This window comes from Streptomyces sp. NPDC015032 (assembly GCF_043080425.1).
Lineage (GTDB): Bacteria > Actinomycetota > Actinomycetes > Streptomycetales > Streptomycetaceae > Streptomyces.
In genome coordinates this window covers 1-17,381 of the sequence record NZ_JBIBVN010000069.1, presented here as the reverse complement: position 1 = coordinate 17,381, position 17,381 = coordinate 1, and the positions used below count along the sequence as shown (strand labels likewise).

The following is a 17,381-nucleotide window of genomic DNA, read 5'->3' as shown; positions in this document are numbered from 1 at the left end:
CCTGACGGCTGGGCAATGGGAGCCGTGTGAGCCGAGAGGCTCCCGCACGGTTCTGCGAGCGGCGGCGGGTGCGATTCCTGCCGCCGACTCTCCTCCTCGTGCTTGTCTTCGGGAGCCGTGAGCATGCCGAGGAATTACGTGAGGAGGTCGCGGAGACGTTGAAGCCGATGGGCCTTCGCCTTTCGATGGAGAAGACAAAGATCACGCACATTGACGAGGGCCTTGATTTTCTCGGATGGCGCATCCAGCGCCACCGGAAACCGGACACCCACCGGCAGTACATCTACACCTATCCGGCACGGAAGTCAGTGCGTTCCGCAACGGGCAAGGTGAAGGAACTGACCGGACGGCAGAACGTCGGCTTGTCGCTGGAGCCTTTGCTCTACCGGCTTAACTCGGTATTGCGCGGGTGGTGCGCGTACTTCCGTCCCGGAGTGTCGAACGTCGCTTTCTGTTATCTCAGCCACTACGCGTGGATGAGGGTGACGCGATGGATCCGGCGCAAGCATCCCGGGATCACTTGGAAGCAACTCCGTCGACGTTATTACGGCGGTGGCTGGTGGCCTGCCACGGAAGAAGTGGAGCTGTTCAACCCGGCAAAGGTAAGCACGACCAGATACCGATACCGGGGAACACTTATCCCGACCCCGTGGCCCACTGCGGCATGAGGAACTGAGCATCCCGAAACGGGATTTGTGGAGAGCCCGGTGCCCGGAGACGGGCACGCCGGGTTCGGGAGGCGGCTCGGGGAAACCCGCTGGTAAAGACATCGGCAGGGCGCCCCGAGTCGACCTCACCCACGGACCGGTTCCTTTTGAGGCGATTGATGCCGCACTCGACCGCGTGCCGAGCCTTGTGGTCCTGCGGGTCGAACCGCGGCGGCCGACCGCCGCGCGAGCCGCGTTTCTTGCGGTTGCGGGCCGGGTTGTATGTCGGCCGTGGGTTCCGCGAGGCCTGGCGAATCGAGTTGGGGCCGAACTGCGCTCCTGGCCGGAACGACACGCCACCGTCGAAGGGTACGCCGAGGAACGCCACGTCGTGCCTGCTGACCTGCTCGATCGAGGGCAGTCGCGCGAAGGTCGACGGCCCCGCATACCGCGGCAGCTCGGTGCCCGAGACGGGTGCGACAGGTGAGGACGTTGGTGCGTCGGCCATCAGGGAATCTCCGGTTGTGGAAAGACGCGTGGGGTGAGCTCGAGCGAGCGCACGTGGTGCGCGATCCCGGCGGCGGTCGTCACCCACAGGTCCGACATCCCGAGCATCGTCTCGATGAGGGTCTCCAGAGCGCGCAGCCGACCGAGGCGCCCACTCAGGAAGGGGTGGATCGTGAGCGTGAAGCACGACTCGTACTTGTGCGCCTCCACCAGCTCACCGGTCCAGATCGACAGGGCCTTCGCCGGGTCCTCGATCACGCCAGGCCCGAAAACGTCTGGCACGAAAGCGAATTGCTCCCAGTCGTCCAACGCCCAGGAGACCGGGATCTCCACGATCGACCGGGCGTCCGGACTCGTGTTCTCGGCGAGCTCGTAGGGCAGGTCGGAGTCCATCAGGCTCGAGTCGTAGAGAAGGCCGCGGTCGAGCAGAATCTGCGGGGTCGCGTACGACGTCTCCCACATCGGTGCGCGATAGCCGACCGGCCGGATACCGAGGACGGAGTCGAGCGCCTCCAGCCCGCGGTCGATGATCGCTTCCTCACGCTCTCGGCTGATCCCGGCCATCGCCTCGTGCAGGTAGCCGTGGTGGGCGATCTCGTGACCGCTGTCGCGGATCTGGCGCAGCAGGTCTGGGTAGCGCTCGACGGTGTAGCCGGGCGCGAAGAACGTCGCCTTGAGGTCGTAGCGCTCCAGCAGCCGCAGCACGCGCGGCACACCGGTCAGGGCGCCATAAGCCTGATGCGTCATGACTGAGAGCCGCTCGCGCGTGCCGCTGTCTGCGGTGAGCGCGACATCCTCCGAGTCGAGGTCGAAGCCGAGGGTCGCCGCGGCCCGGAAGCCCTCCGGCCACGCGACCGGTCCGGCGGGTTGGGTGGCGTCACCTGTCCTCATCGTGGTCATCCTCCTGTTGGTTCGGCTGGTGTGCTCAGGCCCGGCAGCGGGTGCTTCCGCCGTTCACCTGGATCGTCTGGCCGACCAGCGCACGCTGGCCCGGGCGGGAGAGCAGCGCGACCGCGGCCGCGATCTCCTCGGGTCGCCCGATCCTGTGAGCGGGGATCTGCTCGGCATACTCGGCATGCATCTGCTCCAGCGTCAGCCCGGCGTCCTGCGCGTCGACGCTGAGCTGCGGGGTGTCCGTGATGCCGGGCGCGACCGCGTTGACGCTGATCCCGGCCGGGGCGAGCTCGCGGCCGAGCGCCTTCGTCAGACTGATCAGGCCCGCCTTCGACGAGGCGTAGGCGGTGGCGTTGGGCCAGCCGACCACACCCCACTCCGAGGCGGTGATCACGATATTGCCGCCGCCGCGTCGCTTCATTCCCGGCAAGGCCGCCTGGATGCAGTGGAACGTGCCGGACAGGTTGGTGTCGACGTTGCGCCACCAATCGTCGGCTTCGTGGTCCACGAACGGCAACATCGTCATGTATGCCGCATTGCAGACCAGCACGTCGATCGCGCCGTGCTGCTGCTCCACAGCGGCGAACGCAGCGCCGACCTCGTCATGGCTCGAGACGTCGGCGACGACCGGGAAACCACCGATCGAGTCGACCACGGCTGTCATGGCATCGGTCTGCTCGCGGCCGTTGACACCGACCCGGGCGCCTTCAGCGGACAGCCGCTCGGCGATGGCCTTGCCGATGCCCTGGGTGGCACCGGTGACGACGGCCACCCGGCCGTCCTGGTGTCGTGGCTGGTTCATCAGATCACCGCTCCCATGTTGGGGGAAATCACTTCGCCGACGCAGAATCCGCCCTCGTCGACAAGGAACTGGATGACCTGCGCGATCTCGTCGGTCGTGGCCAGTGCGCCGGCAGGCAGCGCAGCGACATACTCGGGGGTCCGCTGCGCGGCCGGCAGCAGTGGTGTGTCGGTCGGTCCGGGCGCCACGGCGTTGACCCGTATGCCGTGGGTGGCGACCTCCGCAGCGAGGCTGCGGACGAAGCCGATCATCGCGCCCTTGGCGGCGGCATAGTGTGCCTCGCTGTCACCACCGGTGATGCCGAGCTCGGACGAGACCGCCACGATGGTGCCGCTGCGCCGCTCGATCATGTCGGGCAGCACGGCACGGGAGACGTTCGCGAGTCCGCCGAGGTGTACGCGCAGCATGCGGCTCCAGCTCTCGGGGGTGATGTCCTCGAGGCGCACGATCTCGTAGTGGCCGGCGGCGCTGACCACCGCCTCGATCGGGCCGAACTGTGTCCGTACCCGTTCGATCGCGTCAGCCACGGACTGCGGGTTCGCGACGTCACACTGCAGGACGCTTCCGTCGTCCGACGGGGTGAGGTCGAGCCCGACCACGGTCCAGCCCGTCTCGGTCATGACGGCGCGGGTGGCGGCGCCTATTCCCGACGACGCTCCGGTCACAACTGCTGTGCGTGTCACTGTGCCTCCATCTGAGTTCCAGCCATTCCCTGAGCGCCGGCCACTTCCTGGACTCCCGTCAGCTCGACGATGCCGCGTTCACCGACCGGCTCAGTGATCTCGTTCCGTCGCGTGCTGTAGATGACGGCTCCGATCACACCGAGGGCGACCAGGCTGATGACCATGCTCCAGTTGATGAACCACGGCTGGCCGGCCTGCGTCCGCGGCCACAGCACGTTGATGACTTCGAAGGCGAGCCACACCGCGGCGGCGTAGGTGACCGGCGCACCCCAGCGGCCGAGCGAGAAGGCGCCGGGCCGCCACTTGCCGGTCAAGCGTGCCAGGGCCGCGGCGAACACCGGGACGGCGAACGCGAGGTAGGGACCCAACACGGAGAAGTTGACCAGGATGTTGTAGAGATCGGAGCCGGCGAAGAGCAGGAAGATCACTGCGACCACTGCCGTCAGGCCGATCGACCGAATAGGCATCCGCTCCGGTCCGGTGAGCTTGGACAGGAATGTCGCTCCCGGCAGCGCCTTGTCACGGGCCATGCCGTAGACCGCCCGCGAGACGGCCGACTGGACGGCGAGGAAGGCCGACACGAAGCCGATGACGAACATGATCAGCAACGGCTTGGCGATGCCCGACCCGAGTTGGGCGGTGAGGGTCTGCGCGACCGGGTCGCCCGACTGGTCGGTGAGCACCTTGGCCAGGTCGGGGATCGCGAGTATGACGGCGGCGGCGGAGTACATCACCACGATGCCGACGAGGAGCAGGGCGGCGACGATGGCCTTCGGCACGTTGTGCTCCGGTTCCTCCACCTCCTCGGCGATCGATCCGGCTGACTCGAATCCGAGGAACGCCCAGCCGACGAACGCAATCGCGATGAGCATGGTGCTGAGCCCACTCCCGTGATGGCCGGGGAGGCCGTCGAAGAGCGTCGAGACCGGGTTGACCCGGTGGAAGATCAGCAGGACGGTGCCGAGCACGACCGAGCCGACGAGCTCGCAGATGATACTCGCGACGATCATGACCTTGAGCAGCTGTCGTCCGATCATGTTGGCGGCCGTGCCGAAGCCGATGATGATGATCGAGGTCGCGGTCACGACCCAGCGGTTGCTCGACCCGACGCCGATCGCTTCGAGGAGGAAGCCTGCGGCGCCGTACGCGAGGGTGGAGAGGGTCAGCGTCAGGCCCCACATGTAGGCCCAGGCAGCGGTCCAGCCCCAGGACGTGCCGCGTGCGTGGCGCGCCCACTGGTAGACGCTGCCGGCGAAGGGCCAGCGGGAGGCGAGTTCACCGAACACGAGCGCGACGAGCAACTGCCCGCACATCACGATCGGGAAGGCCCAGAAGAAGCGCGGCCCGGCGCTGAACAGGCCGAGCGCGAAGATGGCGTACAGCGCGACGATCGGTGAGATGTCGGCGAATGCCAGGGACAGCGCTGCGCGGAAACCGAATCCGCGGTTCAGCCGGTCGTGATCGTGCGCGTGACTTTGGGTGTGGCGGTCTGTCTGGTCCACGGTGGGTCCTCCAGGGGCGAGGCCTTGGTGGGGCAATCTTCGAGACGAAGCACCGTGGACTGAATACGTCAGCTGGATAAACTTGGCGGCTCAGGTTGGACGATCGTATAGGAGCCGATCGACGATACAGGTGGCCGAACTGTCTCGGGCCTTGCCCGGACGAGCTGCGCCAAACTGAACCGCGGTTTCCATATGTCCCTGATCGAGCCGTGCGAAAACGCGCTGCTGCTCCGAATGATCGACACGCTGGGGGACCACCCGATAAGCCGCCGCATCACCCGCTCGTTGTCGATGCCGCCGCCAACGTCCCGCTTATGGTGAGCGAACACCGCGCGCTCTTCGGGGCGGCCCAGGCGTGTGACGAGGAGCTCCTCGTCCGCCTGGCGGCGGAGCACGTGTACACGGGTTGCTGGGAGACGCTGCCGGAGGACAGCGACATCGCGCTACGGCCCCGGCCGGGCGACGACGGGCCGCGCTGAGTCCGCAGGCGCCGTCCTCCGCGCCGGGCTCCCGGCCCGGTCGGCAACCACATGGGCCCTCTCCTCACAAGGCTTTCAGGGCGAGCCATAGCGTGGCCAGGTCACCGGTGTCGGCGACCCGCTTCCCGGTCAGCTGCTCGATGCGCCGAACGCGGTAGAGCACCGTTTGCCGGTGGACGTGCAGAGCCTGGGCGGTCCGCTGCCAGGACCTGCCGTTCTCCAGGAACACCCGCAGGGTCATGAGCAGCTCGTTCGCCTGCTCGGACGGCAGTTCGAGAATGGGACGCAGCACGCGATCGACGAGTGCCCGCGCCTCGGCCGGATTACGTGGACCGAGGAGTGGGCTTGCGTCTGCGTACCGCAGCAGTGGAGTGCCTTGCTCCTTCGCGATGTCGAGTGACCACATGGCCTCCCTTGCCGCATCGACCATGCGGTCAGGGCGGATGATCAGGTCACTGACACCAGCCCGACCGCCCTGACCGAGAGCCTGCACGAGCACCTGCAGAGCAGCGCTGTCGGGCAGAAGCGTGAGCGACGTGCCGGCGCGGTGCACCGTGACATGACTGACGGCCGAGCGCCACAGTTTGAGGTGCGCGCTGGTGACCAGATCCGGGTCGTCGTCGTTCCACGCCGCCACGCACACCGCCTCCTCGAACCGCAGGCCGAACTCTTCCAGTCGGCGCTGAGCCACGGCCGGCGCCAGGTGTTCATCGAGGATCTGGAGCAGCAGCTCCGCACCTCTCCTGCGGTCGTGCTCGATGGTCAGGCGGGCCTGGGAGAGCGCCAGCGCGCACACCGTCGCGGCGTGCTGCAGGAGGATCGCGTCCGGCTGCTCGGTCTGCTCGGGCAGGACGACGAGGACCGCGTCCGGATGAGTCGGTACGTCGACCATGAGTGCGCGACGCTCTTCGCCGAGACGGACCGCGATGACGCCGGCGCGGAGCTTTCCGCGACGCTCGGCCACGGCGCTGCGGATCTCTTCGGGGAATGGAGCCACGCCCGGGTACCAGTCGTAGCCGGTGGCCCGGTCGCACACCCTGACGTCGCAGCCGAGCTCGCGCGACAGCACACCCGTGAGCGCCTTGAGTCCGGCGCTCTGCGAGGAGATCTGCTGCAGCGCCTGGTAGATCCGCTCGGTCCGGATCAGACGTTGGGACTGTTCCAGAAGGGTCGCCTCGGCGACCGCGCGGGAGATCGCGACGAACGGCATGGGGAAGGAGATCCAGAGCACCGGAAAGCCCAGTTCTTCGCTCGTCCGCGCCAGCCGCTTGGTCAGCGGCGGAGCGTACATCTGCTCGCCGATGGCCAGCGCAGCCGCACCGTGCTCGACCAGCTGCCGGACCAGCTCCTCCTGGCCCGACGCGCTCCGGGGGATCGGCATGCCGTTCGTCATGAGGAGCTCGCCGCCGGCCACCCAGCGCCACGGCTCGGGCAGGTCGGTCGTATGAGTCCACGAGATGGGCCGGTCCAGTGCGCCGGCCCCTGAGTGGAGTCTCAGGCGCAGGTGTGGCATTTCGAGCAGCTCGCCCACGGTTATCGGCATGGGTCCACCCTACGACCGGCCTGACCGACCGCATAGCAGCGTTGTGCGGATGTATAAGCGCGGGCGGGAACTTTGAGCGCTCTGGGTCTGCTCGACCGCTGGTCACACGGCATACATCTGGACGCAACGTTTCCGCATGGTCGCCGCGAGCCAAGGACCTTCCGTGACTGCGAGATCGAACCTCATTGACGACGCTCCACTGACGCGCTTCCACAAGAAACTGACCGCCTACTCCTCGGGCGGACCGTTCATCGACGGCTACGCGATCGCGATTGTCGGTGTCGCCTTCGCGACGCTCACCCCGGCCCTCGACATGACCACGGCCGACAAGGGCCTGGTCGCTGCCGCAAGTCTGGTCGGGATCTTCTTCGGTGGGGCGGTCTTCGGATACGTCACCGACAAGATCGGCCGGCACATCATGTACATCGCCGACCTCGCCGCACTCGCGCTGTTCTCCATCCTGTCCGCCTTTGCGAACGAGGTCTGGCAGCTCGTGCTGCTCCGCTTCCTCCTCGGCGCGGCCATCGGTGCCGATTACCCGATCGCCACGTCCCTGCTGGCGGAGTACCTCCCGCGGCGGTTCCGCGGCCGGATGCTCGGTGCCACCTTCGTGGTCTGGGCACTCGGTGCCGCGGCGGCGTACGTCGTGGGCGTGGGCCTCGAGGGGCTCGGCGTGAACGCCTGGCGCTTCATGCTCGCCAGCCCGGCCGTGTTCGCCCTGGTGACCTTGTTCCTGCGGCTCGGTACGCCGGAGTCGCCACGCTGGCTGCTCAGCAAGGGGCGTGTCGACGAGGCCGACCGGTCGATCAAGAAGGTCTACGGTCCGCAGTACGGCGTGGCGGACCTCGCCGAGGAACCGACCCCGGCGAAGACCAGCTACACCACGGTGTTCCGCTCGCCGTATCTCAAGCGCACCCTGTTCGTGGGCGTCTTCTGGACCGCCCAGGTGATTCCGATGTTCGCGCTCTACTCGTTCGCCCCCGACCTGCTGGCGGGCATGGGAATCACCGGCAACACCTCGGAGATCTTCCTCGCCGCGCTGTTCGTCATCGGCGGCATCCCCGGACTCTGGCTGGTCGAGCGCATCGGCCGTCGGGCGTTGCTGCTCTGGTCCTTCGGGATCATCGCGGTAGCCCTGGCCATCCCCGGTCTGGTGCCCGGACTGCCGACCTGGGTCTCCTTCGTCTCGATCTGTGTCTTCGCGCTCGCCTCGGGCGGCTCCAGCTTCCTCGAGGTGGTCTACCCCAACGAGCTGTTCCCGACCGAGGTCCGCGCCACCGCCGTCGGCGTGGGGACAGCCATGTCCCGCATCGGGGCAGCCGCGGGCACCTACCTGATGCCGTTCGCGCTGGCCAAGAGCCAGAGCCTGCCACTCCTCGTCGGCGCCATCGTGTCGGTCGTCGGGCTCCTGATTTCGCTGGCCTGGGCAACCGAGACCCGAGGCCGGTCGCTCAGCGACACCGCCGCAGGCGCCGGCAACCCGGCCTATCCCGCTGCCCCCTCCCTCACCACCACCGTTCCGAACTGACTGGAGACTGTGATGAACCACGACAACCGACCCTCCCCGATCGGAGCCCTGGACGCCACGAAGGTCCCGCGCTTCGCCGGCCCGGGTACCTTTGCCCGGATCCCCGACATCGGCTCGGTCAGCGACTACGACATCGCGGTCCTGGGCGTGCCGTTCGACGGGGGTACGTCGTACCGGCCGGGCGCCCGCTTCGGACCGATGGGCGTCCGTCAGGCATCGCGTCACCTGCGCCCGAAGTTCCACGTCGAGCTCGACACCGCACCGCTCGAAGCGCTCCAGGTCGTCGACGCCGGTGACGTTCCCTGTACGCCGTTCAGCATCGACGAAGCGGTCGCCCAGATCGAGGGCTACGCCCGCGACGTCGTGGGACAGTCCGACCGGCGCATCGTGAGCATCGGCGGTGACCACACGATCGCGCTGCCCATGCTGCGCGCGGCCAAGGACAAGTACGGCCCGGTCGCGCTGGTCCACTTCGACGCGCATCTCGACACCTGGGACACCTACTTCAACGCTCCGGTCACGCACGGCACGGTCTTCCGCCGGGCCTTCGAAGAGGGCCTGCTCGCCGAGGACAAGTCCATACATCTTGGCATCCGTGGACCGATCTACGACCAGATGGACCTCGTGAACGACAAGGCGTTCGGCTTCCGGGCGATCCGTGCCGGAGACCTCGACGTCATCGGGATCGACGGGGCGGTGGACGCCGTACGGCGACGCGTGGGCGACGCACCGGTGTACGTCTCGATCGACATCGACGTACTCGACCCCGCGTTCGCGCCCGGGACGGGTACACCGGAGATGGGCGGGTTCAACAGCCGCGAGCTGTTGCGTCTGCTCCGCAGCCTCGACGGGCTCAACATCATCGGCGGTGACGTGGTCGAGGTCGCTCCGGCCTACGACCACGCCGAGATCACCTGCGTCGCTGCGGCCACCGTGGTGTTCGACCTGGTCACGCTCATGACGAAGAACCAGGTGGCCAGCCCCGTACCGACGGCCGCGGACCACGCCTGATTCCGGGCGCGACTCAGCGGACACCAGGGGCCGTCAAGGCGCTGACCCGCCTTGACGGCACCACCGCCTGACCTCGCGGTCAGGCTCGACAACTCAACATCGCGCCGCTCGAACCGAAGCGGGAGAGCCCTCGCTCATCCTTGGCGAGGCGCCGAAGGAGCAACTCTCCCCAGAATCTCTCAGGCACAACTACCGCTTCGGCGAGGCGACTCTGGAAAGTCAGGACCTCATGTCCTGCGCCCACGGTGCAAACCGCCGGACCCGGTGGTGAAGCTCTCAGGTACCGATGACAGAGCGGGGAGGTCATCCGTCCACGGCGCCGCGTCCGCGGTGTCCCTCCAAGGAGCCTCCCACCATGACCCCACCCGATTCCCGCGCGTCGGGCGCGTTCGCCACCCGGCACATCGGCGTCAGCGACGCCGACCGCGCCAAGATGCTGGCCGAAGTCGGCTGTCCGACGCTTGCCGGCCTGATCGACGCCGCCGTCCCGAGCGGCATCCGCAGCACCTCCGGCCTGAACCTGCCCGCCGCGGCCACCGAGGCCGAGGCGCTCGCCGAGCTGCGCGAGCTCGCGAGCCGGAACACCGTGGCCGTCCCGATGATCGGCCTGGGCTACCACGCGACCGTCACGCCCGCGGTAATCCGGCGCAACGTGCTGGAAGACCCGGCGTGGTACACCGCCTACACGCCGTACCAGCCGGAGATCAGCCAGGGCCGACTGGAGGCGCTGCTCAACTTTCAGACCATGGTCGGCGACCTGACCGGGCTGCCGACTGCCAACGCGTCGCTGCTCGACGAGGGTACGGCGGTGGCCGAGGCCGTCACGGTGATGCGCCGCGTCGCGGGGAAGGGTCGGCGCCGCGTCCTGGTCGACCACGACACCCTGCCGCAGACCCTTGACGTGCTGCGCACACGGGCGGCCGCCGTCGGCATCGAGGTCGTCGAGATCGACGTTGCCGAGCCGCTGCCGGAGGACGGTTTCTTGGGGGTGGTGCTGTCCTACCCCGGCTGCTCGGGCGCGGTCCGTGACCTGCGCGCGGTGACCGCCGCGGCACAGGCACGCGGGGCGCTCGTCACCGTGACCGCCGACCTGCTGGCGCTCACCCTGCTCGTGCCACCGGGCGAGTACGGCGCCGACATCGTCGTGGGGTCGTCCCAGCGGTTCGGTGTCCCCCTGTTCTACGGCGGGCCGCACGCCGGGTTCATCTCGGTCCGCGAAGGGCTCGAACGTCATCTGCCCGGCCGGCTCGTGGGCGTGTCCGTGGACGACGCCGGCCGGCCGGCGTACCGCCTGGCACTGCAGACCCGCGAGCAGCACATCCGGCGCGACAAGGCGACCTCCAACATCTGCACGGCGCAGGTGCTGCTCGCGGTGGTCGCGTCGATGTACGCCGTCTACCACGGTCCCGACGGACTGACCGAGATCGCCCGGCGGACGCACCGGCACGCCGCGCTCGTCGCCGCGGGTCTGCGTGCGAGCGGGATCACGCTGGTGCACCGCGAGTTCTTCGACACCCTGCTGGTGGCGGTTCCGGGTCGCGCCGAGGAGGTCGTAGCGACCGCGCACGACAAGGGCCTGCGGCTGCGGCTGGTGGACGGCGACCGGGTCGGCATCTCCTGTTCCGAGGTCACCACGGACGAGCACGTCCGCCTCGTGCTCGACGCCTTCGGCCTGGCCGGCGGCGGCCTTGACACCCTGACGCCCGACGTCTCGGCGGTGCTCCCGTCGGAGCTGCGTCGTACCTCCCCGTTCCTCACCCACCCGGTCTTCCACCAGCACCGCTCGGAGACCACGATGCTGCGCTACCTGCGCAAGCTCTCCGGCCGTGACTTCGCGCTGGACCGCGGCATGATCCCGCTCGGGTCCTGCACGATGAAGCTCAACGCGACCACGGAGATGGAGCCGCTCAGCTGGCCCGCGTTCGCGGACCTGCACCCGTTCGCCCCGGTCACGGACGCGGCCGGATACCTGGCCCTGGTCGCGCAACTCGAGGCGTGGCTGGCCGAAGTCACCGGTTACGCCAAGGTCTCCATCCAGCCGAACGCCGGATCGCAGGGCGAGCTCGCGGGCCTGCTGGCTATCCGCGCCTACCACCGGAGCAACGGCCGGGCCGAACGCGACGTGTGTCTGATCCCGGCGAGCGCTCACGGCACCAACGCCGCCTCGGCCGTCATGGCTGGGATGCGCGTCGTCGTGGTGGCGTCGCGGCCCGATGGCACGGTCGACCTCGACGACCTCCGGTCCAAGTGCGCGAAGTACTCCGACGAGCTGGCCGCGATCATGGTGACCTACCCCTCGACGCACGGCGTCTACGAGGAGAGCATCACCCGGCTGTGCGAGCTGGTGCACGAGCACGGCGGACAGGTGTACATCGACGGCGCCAACCTCAACGCGCTGCTCGGGGTTGCCAAGCCCGGTGAGTTCGGTGGCGACGTGTCACACCTCAATCTGCACAAGACGTTTTGCATCCCGCACGGCGGCGGGGGACCGGGCGTCGGTCCGGTCGCGGTGGCGGAGCACCTCGCGCCGTACCTGCCCACCCACCCGCTGCACCCCGACACCGGGCGCCGCGACGGGATCGGGTCGGTGAGTGGCGCGCCGTTCGGTAGCGCCGGCATCCTGCCGATCCCGTGGGCCTACATCCGGATGATGGGCGCCGAAGGGTTGACCGAGGCGACCCGGACGGCCGTGCTGAGTGCCAACTACGTGGCTCGGCGGCTCGCGCCGCACTTCCCGGTCCTGTACGCCGGGCAGGCCGGCCTCGTGGCGCACGAGTGCATCCTCGACGTGCGCTCGCTCACCGCAGCCACGGGCGTGACGGTCGACGACATCGCCAAGCGGCTCATCGACTACGGCTTCCACGCGCCGACGATGAGCTTCCCGGTCGCCGGAACGCTGATGGTCGAGCCGACGGAGAGCGAGAGCCTGCAGGAACTGGACCGCTTCTGCGAGGCGATGATCGCCATCCGCGCGGAGATCGAGCTGGTGGAGAGCGGCGTCTGGTCCGTCGAGGGAAGCCCGCTGCGAGGGGCGCCGCACACCGCGGCCGCGATCGCCGGCGAGTGGTCCCGAGCCTACTCACGCGAACGGGCCGTCTTCCCGGCCGGCATCACTCCCGACAAGTACTGGCCGCCGGTCGGCCGGATCGACCAGGCGCACGGCGACCGGAACCTGGTCTGCGCCTGCCCGCCCCCCGAGTCGTTCGCGTCGTGACCGGCCGTGACGGTCTGAGAGGAGCCACCATGCCGAAGAAGACACCCCTGCACGACATCCACACCCGGCTCGGCGCCTCGTTCACCGACTTCGCCGGCTGGTCCATGCCCCTGCGCTACACCTCCGAACTGGCTGAGCACCACGCCGTACGGACCACCGCCGGAATCTTCGACCTCACCCATATGGGCGAGATCGAGGTGTCCGGCCCCGAGGTGGGCCGGGCGCTCGACCACGCCCTGGTCGGGCAGCCGTCGAGGATCGCTGTCGGCCGCGCACGCTACTCCATGCTGGTCCACGAGACCGGCGGAGTCCTCGACGACCTCGTCGTCTACCGTATGGCCGAGCAGAAGTACTTGGTCGTGGCCAACGCCGGCAATGTGCTGGTGGTGCTTTCGCACCTGCGTGACCGCATCGACGGCTATGCCACCACGATCCGGGACGTGTCCAGCGAGTGGGCGCTGATCGCGGTCCAGGGGCCCACGTCACCGGCGATCCTCGGCGCAGTGGTCGACGTCAGCGTGCCGTCGCTGAAGTACTACGCCATCGACCCGGCGCGGATGGCGGACCACGACGTCCTGCTCGCGCGCACCGGCTACACCGGCGAGGACGGCTTCGAGATCTACTGCCGCAGCAAGGACGCGGTGGCCGTCTGGCAGGCCGTCAGCGCAGCGGGCGCGGAGCACGGACTGGTCCCGTGCGGCCTGGCCTGCCGTGACACGCTGCGTCTCGAGGCCGGCATGCCGTTGTACGGCCAGGAACTCACCGTCCGCACCACCCCGTTCGAAGCCGGACTGGGCCGAGTCGTGGTGTTCGGGAAGCCCGGCGGGTTCGTCGGCGAGGCGGCCTTGGCCGCCCGTCAGGACGAGGCACCGGCCCGTGTGCTGGTCGGGCTGACCTCGACCGGCCGGCGAGCGCCGCGCACCGGTTACGCCGTACTCGACCTGGACAGCGGCGAACGCATCGGCGAAATCACCTCTGGCGCGCTCGCGCCCACCCTTGGCCACCCCGTGGCGATGGCCTACCTGCCGCCGGATCGCAGCGAACCCGGCACGAAGGTGCTCGTCGACATCCGCGGTGCTCGGCAGTACGCCGAGGTCGTCCCGCTGCCCTTCTACCGCAGCCAAACCTGACCACGTTCAGAAAAGGACAGATCATGAGCCTGCCCACCGAGCTGAAGTACACCCGAGACCACGAGTGGATCGCGACCGACGGCAACCTGTCGACGATCGGTGTCACCGCCCACGCCGCCGACGCGCTCGGCGACGTCGTCTACCTCGACCTGCCCGCTGTCGGCACGACGACGAAGGCCGGCGAGACGTGCGGAGAGATCGAGTCGACCAAGTCCGTGAGCGACCTGTTCGCTCCTGCCGACGGCGAGGTCGTCGAGATCAACGAGGCCGTGGTCGCCAACCCCGGCCTGGTCAACTCCGACCCGTTCAAAGCGGGCTGGCTGTTCCGGATGCGGATCACCGGGAAGCCGGACCTGCTGGATGCCACCGGCTACACCGCTCTCATCGAAGGGGCCTGAGATGTCCGTGCTGGATCGTCGGCTCGCCGACCTCGACCCAGCCGTGCACACCGCCGTCCGCGCCGAACTGGCGCGTCAGCAGAGCACGCTGGAGATGATCGCAAGCGAGAACTTCGCACCGGTTGCGGTGATGGAGGCGCAGGGCTCCGTCCTGACGAACAAGTACGCCGAGGGCTACCCGGGCCGCCGCTACTACGGCGGGTGCGAGCACGTCGACGTGATCGAGTCCCTCGCCGTCGAGCGGGTGAAGGCGCTGTTCGGCGCTGCCTACGCCAATGTGCAGCCGCACTCGGGCGCCCAGGCGAACGCCGCCGCCATGACGGCACTCCTCAGCCCCAAGGACACCATCCTGGGCCTGGACCTGGCCCACGGCGGTCACCTCACCCACGGCATGCGGATCAACTTCTCCGGCAAGCTCTACAACGTTGTCGCCTACCACGTCTCCGCGGACGACAACCGCGTCGATCCGGCGGAGGTGAGGCGACTCGCCGAGGAGCACCGGCCGCAGCTGATCATCGCGGGCTGGTCGGCGTACCCCCGGCGGCTCGACTTCGCCGCCTTCCGGCGGATCGCGGACCAGGTCGGCGCGTACCTGATGGTGGACATGGCGCACTTCGCCGGGCTGGTGGCCGCCGGGCTCCACCCGAACCCGCTGCCGTACGCCGACGTGGTCACCACGACCACGCACAAGACGCTCGGCGGCCCGCGCGGAGGCGTGGTGCTGACCAACCGTCAGGACGTGGCGAAGAAGGTCAACAGCGCGGTCTTCCCCGGCCAGCAGGGCGGCCCGCTGGAGCACGTGATCGCGGCCAAGGCGGTCGCGTTCAAGATGGCGGCCGAGCCGGAGTTCCGCGAGCGCCAGGAGCGCACACTCGCGGGCGCTCGGATCCTCGCGGAACGGCTGAGTGCTCCGGATGTCGCCGCCGCGGGTGTGTCCGTGCTGTCGGGCGGCACCGACGTACACCTGGTGCTGGTCGACCTGCGTGCGTCGGAACTCGACGGGCGGCAGGCGGAGGACCGCCTGCACGACATCGGCATCACGGTGAACCGCAACGCCGTACCGTTCGACCCCCGCCCGCCGATGGTGACCTCGGGATTGAGGATCGGTACGCCGGCCCTGGCCGGCCGCGGCTTCGGGGGGGCCGCATTCGCGGAGGTCGCCGACATCATCGCGGAGGCCCTCGACCCGGCGTACGACCAGAGCGTCGCCGCCAAGCTGCGGGCTCGCGTGACGACGCTCGCCGACGCCCACCCGTTGTACCCGGAGTTGTGAGATGAACGGCACCGTCACACCTCCCGCTTCGCCTGACGGCCGCAGATTGCTGCGGCTGGAGGTGCGAAACAGCCAGACCCCCGTCGAGCGGAAGCCGGAGTGGATCAAAACCCGGGCGCGGATGGGACCGGAGTACAACGCGTTGCGATCGCTGGTGAAGACCGAGGGCCTGCACACGGTGTGTCAGGAGGCGGGCTGTCCGAACATCTTCGAGTGCTGGGAGGATCGCGAGGCCACCTTCCTGATCGGCGGTGACCAGTGCACCCGACGGTGTGACTTCTGCCAGATCGACACCGGCAAGCCCCGGCTTCTGGACCGGGGCGAGCCGCGCCGGCCGTGCTGCACTACTACCTGAACTTCGTGCCGGCGGCGGACGAGGACGGCATCGTCCGCTTCCTGCTCGCGGCCGGGCCATCGGTCTGCTGTTCAAGGACAACGCCTCCATCTCCGGGGCCGAGGTGGGCTGTCAGGGCGAGGTCGGGTCGGCCTGCTCGATGGCCGCGGGCGGCCTGGCCGAGGTCCTGGGCGGCCCGCCTGAGCAGGTGGAGAACGCCGCCGAGATCGGCATGGAGCACAACCTGGGACTGACCTGCGACCCAGTCGGCGGCCTGGTGCAGATCCCGTGCATCGAACGCAACGGCATGGCGGCGGTCAAGGCGGTGGCCGCGGCCCGCATGGCGCTGCGCGGCGACGGCCGGCACCACGTCTCCCTCGACAAGGTCATCAAGACCATGAAGGAGACCGGCGCCGACATGAAGGTCAAGTACAAGGAGACCGCTCGCGGCGGACTCGCCGTCAACGTCGTCGAGTGCTGACCCCGCCGCGGGAGCGACCATGAACGGCCTTTCGTTCGATCCGCGTACCCGGACCGCGGGTTCGGGCCTGAGCATCGGCACCGTGGGCCTTGCGTCCCGCGGGTTCGACGAGCCGGGTGCCGCCGCCGAAACGGTCGCACGCGTGCTGGCCCACGAACCCGGTGCGCGCGCACTCGCCGGACTGCGGACACACATCGCCGCGCCGACCGGCCATCAGTCCGAGGCGGACTGTGTCCAGCGGCCCGGTCCACGAGGTCCGTCCCCCGCCGAGCGCGGCGGCGACGTGGTACGGCCAACCGGGAATCGTCTGCCGCCCCCGTCGCAGCGGCACGGCCGGTGACCATGCAGCCGCTCGGGCGAGCACTCCGCGTCCGGGCGCGGCCACAGTGTCACGTCCAGCGCGATCGAGATCTGCCGGTCCGTCCCGCGTGGCAGCTCCAGCCCGGCCAGCGCCAGAGCCGCAGCCGCGACACTTCCCCCGTGCCCGTGCCGGTGGACCGCCTGGAGCGACAGTTCGGGCAGCGATACCACCGGGTCCCCCGCGCACAGCACCGCGTCCGTCAACTCGAACAACGCATCGGCCCGCCGGGGCGGCGTCGCATACAACTCCATTCGAAAGGAGGACAGTTCGGCAAGTATCTGCCGATGAGAGCCTCCAGGGACCACGCTCAACACCGACGAACTCCAGGCTCGTTGTGCGACTCGACATCACACAGCGTGAAATGGAGGTCGTCGCCATGTCCGGCAGATCCCCATGTGAGTGAACGAATCGAACCTCAAACGATCACTGAAGGTTTAATTTCAAGCTAAGCGCAGTCGGCACGCGTGCTTCTGGATGAGGCTGCCGAGCGGCCAGCGCACCGCGGTCGTCCGCAGTCGGGTCACGGTCTTCACGGTGAAGTAGTACAGGGGCGAGACGACGAGCAGGCCGGCGATGAAGGAGATGTCGGTGTGG

The 17,381-nt window shown here is 68.7% G+C and carries 14 protein-coding genes, 3 pseudogenes and 1 riboswitch; of the genes and pseudogenes, 11 read left to right on the top strand and 6 right to left on the bottom strand.

Annotated features, from left to right (window positions below; genetic code table 11):
* The first annotated feature begins 98 nt into the window (after positions 1–98).
* Positions 99–668, top strand: a complete 570-nt coding sequence (locus ACF08M_RS39975; RefSeq protein WP_392190224.1) for a group II intron maturase-specific domain-containing protein — start codon at positions 99–101, stop codon at positions 666–668.
* Positions 669–912: 244 nt separating this feature from the next.
* Here the strand turns inward: ACF08M_RS39975 and ACF08M_RS39970 are convergent.
* From ACF08M_RS39970 to ACF08M_RS39950, 5 genes and pseudogenes are all read right to left on the bottom strand, one after another.
* A pseudogene (locus tag ACF08M_RS39970) lies at positions 913–1,155 on the bottom strand (arginase family protein); the annotation flags it as partial.
* Positions 1,155–2,045: a polysaccharide deacetylase gene (locus ACF08M_RS39965; RefSeq protein WP_392190223.1), complete on the bottom strand. Its 891-nt coding sequence runs from the start codon at positions 2,043–2,045 to the stop codon at positions 1,155–1,157. The gene ACF08M_RS39965 and the pseudogene ACF08M_RS39970, both read right to left, overlap by 1 nt.
* 34 nt (positions 2,046–2,079) lie before the next feature.
* Complete coding sequence (locus ACF08M_RS39960; RefSeq protein ID WP_392190222.1) at positions 2,080–2,820, bottom strand: SDR family NAD(P)-dependent oxidoreductase; 741 nt, start codon at positions 2,818–2,820, stop codon at positions 2,080–2,082.
* Positions 2,821–2,849: 29 nt separating this feature from the next.
* On the bottom strand, positions 2,850–3,533 hold the full coding sequence (locus ACF08M_RS39955) for an SDR family NAD(P)-dependent oxidoreductase (RefSeq protein ID WP_392190221.1): 684 nt from the start codon (positions 3,531–3,533) through the stop codon (positions 2,850–2,852).
* The gene (locus ACF08M_RS39950) at positions 3,530–5,035 is read right to left on the bottom strand and encodes an APC family permease (RefSeq protein ID WP_392190220.1); all 1,506 of its coding nucleotides are present in this window, start codon (positions 5,033–5,035) and stop codon (positions 3,530–3,532) included. Before ACF08M_RS39950 ends, ACF08M_RS39955 begins: the two co-directional genes overlap by 4 nt.
* Positions 5,036–5,349: 314 nt before the next feature.
* Here ACF08M_RS39950 and ACF08M_RS39945 point away from each other — a divergent pair, with 314 nt between their 5' ends.
* Positions 5,350–5,514, top strand: a complete 165-nt coding sequence (locus tag ACF08M_RS39945; RefSeq protein ID WP_392190219.1) for a hypothetical protein — start codon at positions 5,350–5,352, stop codon at positions 5,512–5,514.
* Positions 5,515–5,578: 64 nt separating this feature from the next.
* Here ACF08M_RS39945 and ACF08M_RS39940 read toward each other — a convergent pair whose 3' ends face one another.
* On the bottom strand, positions 5,579–7,057 hold the full coding sequence (locus tag ACF08M_RS39940) for a PucR family transcriptional regulator (RefSeq protein WP_392190218.1): 1,479 nt from the start codon (positions 7,055–7,057) through the stop codon (positions 5,579–5,581).
* Positions 7,058–7,220: 163 nt separating this feature from the next.
* On the opposite strand from ACF08M_RS39940, the gene ACF08M_RS39935 reads away from it, so the two are divergent.
* From ACF08M_RS39935 to ACF08M_RS39895, 9 genes and pseudogenes are all read left to right on the top strand, one after another.
* Positions 7,221–8,585, top strand: a complete 1,365-nt coding sequence (locus ACF08M_RS39935; protein ID WP_392190217.1) for an MFS transporter — start codon at positions 7,221–7,223, stop codon at positions 8,583–8,585.
* Positions 8,586–8,597: 12 nt separating this feature from the next.
* A complete protein-coding gene (gene speB, locus ACF08M_RS39930) occupies positions 8,598–9,596 on the top strand; it encodes an agmatinase (protein ID WP_392190216.1) in 999 nt (332 codons plus the stop codon).
* Between the two features lie 109 nt (positions 9,597–9,705).
* Positions 9,706–9,801, top strand: a riboswitch (glycine riboswitch).
* A 150-nt stretch (positions 9,802–9,951) separates the two neighbouring features.
* Positions 9,952–12,810: an aminomethyl-transferring glycine dehydrogenase gene (gcvP, locus tag ACF08M_RS39925; RefSeq protein ID WP_392190215.1), complete on the top strand. Its 2,859-nt coding sequence runs from the start codon at positions 9,952–9,954 to the stop codon at positions 12,808–12,810.
* Positions 12,811–12,839: 29 nt separating this feature from the next.
* Positions 12,840–13,940, top strand: a complete 1,101-nt coding sequence (gene gcvT / locus ACF08M_RS39920; protein WP_392190214.1) for a glycine cleavage system aminomethyltransferase GcvT — start codon at positions 12,840–12,842, stop codon at positions 13,938–13,940.
* Between the two features lie 23 nt (positions 13,941–13,963).
* The gene (gene gcvH, locus ACF08M_RS39915) at positions 13,964–14,338 is read left to right on the top strand and encodes a glycine cleavage system protein GcvH (protein ID WP_392190213.1); all 375 of its coding nucleotides are present in this window, start codon (positions 13,964–13,966) and stop codon (positions 14,336–14,338) included.
* Position 14,339: 1 nt separating this feature from the next.
* Positions 14,340–15,611 (top strand): serine hydroxymethyltransferase, encoded by a 1,272-nt coding sequence (gene glyA / locus ACF08M_RS39910; RefSeq protein WP_392190212.1) that lies wholly within the window; start codon positions 14,340–14,342, stop codon positions 15,609–15,611.
* A 1-nt stretch (position 15,612) separates the two neighbouring features.
* Positions 15,613–15,945: pseudogene (locus ACF08M_RS39905) on the top strand (lipoyl synthase); the annotation flags it as partial.
* Positions 15,939–16,426, top strand: a pseudogene (locus ACF08M_RS39900) (L-serine ammonia-lyase, iron-sulfur-dependent, subunit alpha); the annotation flags it as partial. The pseudogenes ACF08M_RS39905 and ACF08M_RS39900, both read left to right, overlap by 7 nt.
* Before the next feature lie 19 nt (positions 16,427–16,445).
* Positions 16,446–16,766 (top strand): hypothetical protein, encoded by a 321-nt coding sequence (locus ACF08M_RS39895; protein WP_392190211.1) that lies wholly within the window; start codon positions 16,446–16,448, stop codon positions 16,764–16,766.
* Positions 16,767–17,381 lie beyond the last annotated feature (615 nt).

Bases quoted from the DNA above. Each gene is read 5' to 3' on its own strand.
- glyA (WP_392190212.1), top strand. From the start codon at position 14,340: ATGTCCGTGCTGGATCGTCGGCTCGCCGACCTCGACCCAGCCGTGCAC.
- gcvH (WP_392190213.1), top strand. From the start codon at position 13,964: ATGAGCCTGCCCACCGAGCTGAAGTACACCCGAGACCACGAGTGGATC.
- gcvP (WP_392190215.1), top strand. From the start codon at position 9,952: ATGACCCCACCCGATTCCCGCGCGTCGGGCGCGTTCGCCACCCGGCAC.
- ACF08M_RS39940 (WP_392190218.1), bottom strand. From the start codon at position 7,057: ATGCCGATAACCGTGGGCGAGCTGCTCGAAATGCCACACCTGCGCCTG.
- ACF08M_RS39895 (WP_392190211.1), top strand. From the start codon at position 16,446: ATGAACGGCCTTTCGTTCGATCCGCGTACCCGGACCGCGGGTTCGGGC.
- ACF08M_RS39965 (WP_392190223.1), bottom strand. From the start codon at position 2,045: ATGAGGACAGGTGACGCCACCCAACCCGCCGGACCGGTCGCGTGGCCG.
- ACF08M_RS39945 (WP_392190219.1), top strand. From the start codon at position 5,350: ATGGTGAGCGAACACCGCGCGCTCTTCGGGGCGGCCCAGGCGTGTGAC.
- speB (WP_392190216.1), top strand. From the start codon at position 8,598: ATGAACCACGACAACCGACCCTCCCCGATCGGAGCCCTGGACGCCACG.
- gcvT (WP_392190214.1), top strand. From the start codon at position 12,840: ATGCCGAAGAAGACACCCCTGCACGACATCCACACCCGGCTCGGCGCC.